The 6133-nt window shown below is 65.2% G+C and carries 5 protein-coding genes and 4 pseudogenes; 3 read left to right on the top strand and 6 right to left on the bottom strand.

The annotated features are described in order from the left end of the window. Positions 1-126, top strand: a pseudogene (locus tag AB0C84_RS45105) (leucine zipper domain-containing protein); the annotation flags it as partial. Between the two features lie 127 nt (positions 127-253). Here AB0C84_RS45105 and AB0C84_RS45100 read toward each other — a convergent pair. From AB0C84_RS45100 to AB0C84_RS45090, 3 genes and pseudogenes are all read right to left on the bottom strand, one after another. Next, positions 254-655: pseudogene (locus AB0C84_RS45100) on the bottom strand (DDE-type integrase/transposase/recombinase); the annotation flags it as partial. A gap of 391 nt (positions 656-1046) precedes the next feature. After that, positions 1047-1610, bottom strand: a complete 564-nt coding sequence (locus AB0C84_RS45095) for a Uma2 family endonuclease (protein ID WP_361078861.1) — start codon at positions 1608-1610, stop codon at positions 1047-1049. 105 nt (positions 1611-1715) lie between these two features. Next, positions 1716-2489, bottom strand: a pseudogene (locus AB0C84_RS45090) (IS5 family transposase). A 271-nt stretch (positions 2490-2760) separates the two neighbouring features. Here AB0C84_RS45090 and AB0C84_RS45085 point away from each other — a divergent pair. Further along, positions 2761-3045: a hypothetical protein gene (locus AB0C84_RS45085; protein WP_361078858.1), complete on the top strand. Its 285-nt coding sequence runs from the start codon at positions 2761-2763 to the stop codon at positions 3043-3045. A 71-nt stretch (positions 3046-3116) separates the two neighbouring features. Here AB0C84_RS45085 and AB0C84_RS45080 read toward each other — a convergent pair. The 3 genes and pseudogenes from AB0C84_RS45080 to AB0C84_RS45070 all read right to left on the bottom strand — a co-directional run. Next, positions 3117-3382, bottom strand: a pseudogene (locus tag AB0C84_RS45080) (transposase); the annotation flags it as partial. Between the two features lie 180 nt (positions 3383-3562). After that, on the bottom strand, positions 3563-3913 hold the full coding sequence (locus AB0C84_RS45075) for a VOC family protein (protein WP_361078855.1): 351 nt from the start codon (positions 3911-3913) through the stop codon (positions 3563-3565). Positions 3914-4171: 258 nt separating this feature from the next. After that, positions 4172-4528: a hypothetical protein gene (locus tag AB0C84_RS45070; protein ID WP_361078852.1), complete on the bottom strand. Its 357-nt coding sequence runs from the start codon at positions 4526-4528 to the stop codon at positions 4172-4174. 243 nt (positions 4529-4771) lie between these two features. On the opposite strand from AB0C84_RS45070, the gene AB0C84_RS45065 reads away from it, so the two are divergent. Continuing rightward, positions 4772-5422, top strand: coding sequence for a helix-turn-helix domain-containing protein (locus AB0C84_RS45065; RefSeq protein WP_361078849.1), 651 nt, complete (start codon positions 4772-4774; stop codon positions 5420-5422). The last annotated feature ends 711 nt before the right edge of the window (positions 5423-6133 follow it).

The following is a 6133-nucleotide window of genomic DNA, read 5'->3' as shown; positions in this document are numbered from 1 at the left end:
GCGCGGGCGGCCGAACGCTATGAGGTGTCCTGGCCGACCGCCAAACGCTGGGCCGACAGGTACCGCCGCCAGGGCGCCGCCGGCATGGTCGACCGGTCTTCGCGGCCGCATCACAGCCCGTTGCGCCCCCGCAGCCGACGGTCCGCAAGATCGTGCACCTGCGGTGGAAGCAGCGGCTAGGCCCGGTGCAGATGGGGCTTCCTCCCGAAATGTGGACACCGATTTCAGGCGGCAGCGGTGAGGCTACCGCTGGTTTCTCGTAGTTGATCGGTGAGAGTTGGCCGAGACGGGAGTGTCTGCGGCGGGTGTTGTAGCGGGTGGCCCAGCGGAAGACGTCCTGGCGTGCGGTTTGGGGGGTGGGCCCGTGGCGGGCGCCTTGCAGGGTTTCGTGTTTGAGGGTGGCGTTGAACGATTCGGCGGCGGCGTTGTCGGCGCTGGTGCCGACCGCGCCCCGCGATCGGGTCAGCCCGAGCCGGCGGCAGGCCTGCGCGAAGCCCTGCGAGCAGTATTGGGCACCGTTGTCGCCGTGGAAGATCGCTCCGGCCAGGGTGCCGCCCCGGGGGGCCGCCGCTGCTTGCAGGGCGTCGACCACGAGTTCGGTGCGCATGTGGTCGGTGATCGACCAGCCCACCAGCCGTCGTGAGCCCAGGTCCAGATTGACCAACGTCCCCGGGCAGTACACCTAGGGCGCACCGTCTTCTTGCGGGCCGACCCCGGCGGCTTGACTGCACGTCACCATCGAAGAGGTCAACCGCCTGCTGGAAAGAGCACTCTTGTCATGAATACGCCAACTACCTGATCTGCGAGCTGGCCGCACCGCTCGGTAGCGGGCCACGCCATCGGAGTGATGGCGAAACCCGGACCTCGCGGACCATCTGGGGCCCCGCGCCTACCCTGCGGCGGGCTGCACGCCTCGATGTCCTGGCGGTCGCGGCCATGGTTGACCCCGCAGGCGCTGCTGTGGCTGGGTGGGGGCTGGCGCTCCATGCGCACCACCGACGTTGCCGCTGCACAGGCGGTCCAGGCCCCACGCTTGAGGCGCCTAGTCAGAAATCCTGTGTAAGCAAAATGCCTTCAAGTGGAGCAGGGATCGGCAGGTCCTCCCCCAAAGCGACTGAGACGACGTGGGCGTAGTCGTCCCCGCGTGGCTCGGAAAAGATCGTGGCCTTGCCGTCCAACCTGTCAATCAGCAGGTATAGCGGGATATCTGCGGCGGCGTAGCCGCGCCGTTTGGGTCCGCGATCACGTTCGGCACCCTTGCGGTCCCGTCGGCTGCCGGACGTCACCTCCAGGACCATCGCAACCCCCTCGGGCTTACTATGCCACTCGCGTCCCGCAAACGCGCCCTTAGGAGCGGCGATCCCGTCGGGCACATACTCCCCCTCTGGGCTGATCAGAGTCAGGTTGCGGTGCAACCGCAAGCCGTGGACGTCACGAACCCAGTCGTCGACCGCCACGATGATGGTCTCGTGCTGTCCATCGGGGGTCGGGGACACGATGATCTCTCCATCCACCAGCTCGGCACGGAAACCCGGCATCACGTTGAGCGCGGCGAGCGCTTCTCGCAGGTCGTCACGGACGAACGGCGGCTCTTCGGGCATCGCCGTCATCAGAACTCTCCTCGCGATCTCAACGGTGCTGGCGGCTACCCACAACCTAGCATCGGGGCCAGGCCCGAGCTTTCTGGCCCAGAGCTCTTAGAGGTCGTAACAGAATCAGTGGGCGAGGCGTCGCCAGCAGATGATGGCTGCGGCGAGGGTCATGAGTGCTTCATGGATGTCGTCGCGGATCTCCCAGCGGATGCGTAAGCGGCGGAACCCGTGCAGCAGGCCGATGGTGCGCTCGACGACGTAGCGGTGGACACCCAGCCCCCACCCCGTGCGGGCTACCGCGGCGGGCGATGACTGGTTTGATGCCTTTGGCCCAGACGAGGCGCCGGTATTTGTCGTGGTCGTAGCCGCGGTCGGCCAGCAGCCACTCAGGCCGGCGGCGAGGGCGTCCGACCCGGCCTCGGACGGACGGGACCTTGTCCAGCAGCGGCATCAACTGAGTGACGTCGCCCGCGGTTCCCGCCGGTCAACGACACCGCGAGCGGGGTGCCGCGCCCGTCAGTCAGCAGGTGGTGTTTGGAGCCCGGCCGGCCGCGATCGACCGGGCTCGGCCCGGTTCTGGGCCGCCCTTCAAAGCCCGCACGTGCGAGCTGTCGATCACCGCCCTGGACCAATCCAGCTGCCCGGCCGCATGCAGCTCCTCCAGCAGCAGGCCGGTGCAACCTGTCCCACACCCCGGCCTGATGCCACTCGGCAAGCCGCCGCCAGCACGTCATCCCCGACCCGAACCCCAGCTCCTGCGGCAGGAACTCCCACCGGATCCCGTTGCAACACGAACAAGATCCCGCACAGCACCTTGCGGTCGTCCAACCGCCCACGCCCAGCATGGCGCTTACGGCGCTCCACCCTCGGCAGCAGCGACTCAACCCGCTCCCACAAGCTGTCACACGCGACCCACGGGGGTTACTCGCCCTTACACACCCGCCCACACCACACCCAACCATCACCACATGTCGCACAACACGCACATATTGTTATGACCTCTTAGGCCATGGCCTGCGGCGAAGCTGCGGTGGCGTTACATGGCCCTCCGTGAGGCATGTCGACCTGTCCGTCCGATTGAGCTGCTGGATAGAAGCGGTCAGGGGACGCGAAGGCCCAACGCGTGTCCTATGTGCGCCGAACACGGCCTCAGAGGAACGCAAGTTCTGTGCAGCAGATCGCCGTGTCCGGTGGATCATGTGGTGATCTAGAGCAAAGCGGTGACCAGGACGATTCCTGCGCGGTGTTTGCGGGCGAGTTTATCGGCGCGGGTGGCGATGCCGCGCCATTGCTTGAGGCGTCCGACGATGCAGCGTTCGACCACATTGCGGCGCCGGTAGATGCCCAGGTCGAACAGTGGCGGGCGTCCGCCGCGCTGGCCGCGGCGTGCGCGTCCGGCCTGCTGGTCGGTGTGTTCAGGGATGGTCCCGGCGATCCTGCGGCACTGCGGTGACCGGCGATCGGGCGGATCGAGGCCGAGATGTAGGCCTTGTCGGCGATCACCCGATCGGGCCGGCACCGAGGACGCCCCGGACCGGGCCGCGGCACGCCGACCGCCGCCAGGACCTGCGGGAAGGCGGTGCAGTCGTTGACATTGCCGGGCGTGAGCACGATCGACAGCGGCAGGCCGCGTCCATCGACCGCCAGATGGACCTTGGTGGTCAGCCCGCCCCGTGACCGCCCGAGGGCCTGGGCCGCCGGTGATGCCGGGTTCGTCCCGTCCGGTTCCCCTTTTTGCGGGCTCCGGCGGCGTGCTGGTGAGCGCGCACGATGGTGGAATCGACGCTGATAGTCCAGTCGATGCGGTCAACCGAGTCGTCGTGGACCTCTCAAGCTCGCATCGAAGGTGCCGTCGGCACCCACCGCCGATACCGTAGAGCACGTCATAGATGAACAGGTTCAGGTAAGCTATACAAACCCTTGTGTGGCCAGAGGAATAGTTTGGATTCGCCCCCCTGGGAAAGCTTGCCTTAAGCGTTCGTCTTCCACTCGATGATCTGAAGATAATTGCCGTCAGGATCGGCGAATGTGCCGAACTTCCCCTTCGCGCGATCCTCGATCGAGATCCATTCAACGCCAGCGGCGTTTAGCTGGGCCTCTATAGCGTCGAAGTCATCGATGTGAAAGTTGATGATCGCGCGACCGGGTTCGCTGTTCTTGGAGTTGACATCGTCGCGCTCATCGATGACCAGCAGGAAGTCGCCAAGGTCTATCGCACCCTCGCCGGTGAACTCCGGCGCCAGCGCTTTTATGTACCAGGCCCGCAGTTCGGCGGGCCTGGTCGTACCGAGCAACATGCTGCCAGGCTTTAGCGTGGCCACTTCGAGCCTCCTCATGCATTACATGTCGCGCGGCAATGTTTGCCATCACGACACTTTCCGGATTGATTGGACCGAATTCCGCGCCATGCGGTGCGTTGCATGGCTGCTAGTTGACGACTGGTCTCTCGATGGCCTGCGAGGTTACGCCCATCGCAACTCCGTTCGCCAGGCCACAAGTATAGTGTAGTGCGCCAGAAATCTCCCTTGCCCAGCTCATGCACATCGACTCTTTGTCTGGGAAGAGGTATTGCTGGTTTCCTATTGTTCGGTGTTTGCGGACTTGACCTCAACGAGAATTACGTTCACTTCACCCGACAGCAACTCCCAGGCGTGATCGAAAGCGTCGTTCTGCCAGACGACCGCACCGGGGTTCAGATCCACGATCTGAGTCGTCTCATCTGCCCATGTCACTTTCTGCCGCCCGGAGCCAAGGTTGACCACGAGCATCGGCTGATGTGAATGCATCGCACTCTTCCAGCCGTGAGATGCGCGTGCATGGACCACCCGAACATGCTCGTTCTCGAGCAGGACCTGATGCGCATCAGGATCCACGATCGTCGCGTGCTCAGGGTTCTGCTCCGGGGTCGGGGTTTGCTTCGTGGTCGAGGTGCTCATCAAACGCTCCTGCCTGTCGGGTACTCGTAGCGCGACGTCGGGGCCGGCGCCGCCGCCGTCCGGCGAATCGAAGCAGTCCTTGCTGCCAACTGGGTCCGCACATGGGTCATCGCCCACACCTGAACCTCCTGGTCGCGCTGGATCGCAGGCCAACTCTAACCAGACTCGGTTGTTAAAAGCAACTGCTCGTGCGGGCGAATCTGAACCTAGACTAGACTCGGGGTTCACGAAGGAGGAGTTGTCATGCCAACCAGGCGCAGCTACAGGGACTCGTGCGCGATGGCCCGGGCTCTCGACGTCGTGGGGGAGCGATGGGCGTTGCTGGTCATCCGAGAGCTGCTCTTGGCACCTCAGCGCTTCTCCGAGCTGCGGCACGCTCTCCCCAACGCCGCTTCGAACTTGCTTGCCGATCGACTTCGGGAACTTGAACATCACGGAGTGATCCATCGCCGCCGACTTGCGTGGACGGCAGGTCCGCACGTCTATGAGCTGACAGAGTGGGGCCGGAAGCTTGAACCAATAGTCTTGGCCTTGAGCAAGTGGGGGCTCGATGCTCCCCTCCCGCCTGAGCCTTCCTCGCTCAGCGCAACATCAGCACTGATCTTCCTGCGACTTAGCGTCCATCCCGACCCAGCGGTACCGGAAATCGTTTGCCGCCTCGACCTCGACGGCTCGATTTGGACAGTCAGCAAGGATTCTGTCAAGGTTCAGGTGCAGGGCGGTGAACCTGCCAGAGCCGATATCTCAATTCGTACGGATCCTAAGACGCTCGGCAGCCTGCTAGCCGATCCGGCCTCACTCGACTCAGCGCTCGCCGAGAAGAGGCTGAACCTGATAGGCAATCCTTTGACTCTCAAACAGCTGCTATATGGCCCCGGCCTGCACGCGTTGTAGCTCCTGCCGACAGCTCCACTGGGGCAGACGCGCCCCGCTTACCGGGCTGTGACCGCCCGAGTAAGAGTCAGCGTAGCCGAGGAGTCAGCGTGGGGCGTGGCGGTGATCAGTGCGCTGGCCGCGTCTTCGCTGTAGTACCGCTATGCGGCGGATCGAGATCGATGAGTAGCGTCCGGGTCTCATCTCAGCGACGGCGCCCCACCGGGGTGAGTCGCGAGGTGCGTCTGCCGAGATCCAGCGGGGCCCGGCTCCTGCTGACATTGCCGCTCTCCTAGAGGACAGTTCGGCGTTGGTCCCGGCGGTGGCGATCGCCTCGGCGGCGCCCGGAAGTCGCACGGCGACCGCCTCCGCGTGACCGCGGACCGCCCCCGCCCTGTCCATCAGCAGCAGCACCAGGCCCTCCAGTGCGCCCAGCACCCGACGTGATCGAGGCCGACGCCGACATGGCTGAGCAGATCACCGACAGCGTCGCCGAGGCGGCCGCGACTGTGGAGGGGCCGGCCGTCCACGCAGTACCGGGACGCGGATTTGACGGTTTGTGTATCGGGCGGGTCATCGGTGTGGTCTCGCTCGCTCCTGCCTGCTGTGCTGCCTGCGTGGATTCGGGCCGAGTCGGTCCAGGTCGCGGCGGCCCGTCAGGAACGTCGACGGCTCCCGGCGTGCGGCCTTGCTGGGCCGGTCCCGGGGGCCGTCAACGTCGGCCAGCTCGTG

The sequence above is a fragment of the Actinomadura sp. NPDC048955 genome, from assembly GCF_040649435.1.
GTDB classification, from domain to species: Bacteria; Actinomycetota; Actinomycetes; order Streptosporangiales; family Streptosporangiaceae; genus Spirillospora; species Spirillospora luteofluorescens.
Note: the sequence above shows the minus strand (reverse complement) of the source record. Positions and strands in the feature narration are given on the sequence as shown.

Excerpts from the sequence above, each read along its gene's own strand:
- AB0C84_RS45095 (WP_361078861.1), bottom strand. The coding sequence starts at position 1,610 with ATGACGGCGATGCCCGAAGAGCCGCCGTTCGTCCGTGACGACCTGCGA.
- AB0C84_RS45070 (WP_361078852.1), bottom strand. The coding sequence starts at position 4,528 with ATGAGCACCTCGACCACGAAGCAAACCCCGACCCCGGAGCAGAACCCT.
- AB0C84_RS45065 (WP_361078849.1), top strand. The coding sequence starts at position 4,772 with ATGCCAACCAGGCGCAGCTACAGGGACTCGTGCGCGATGGCCCGGGCT.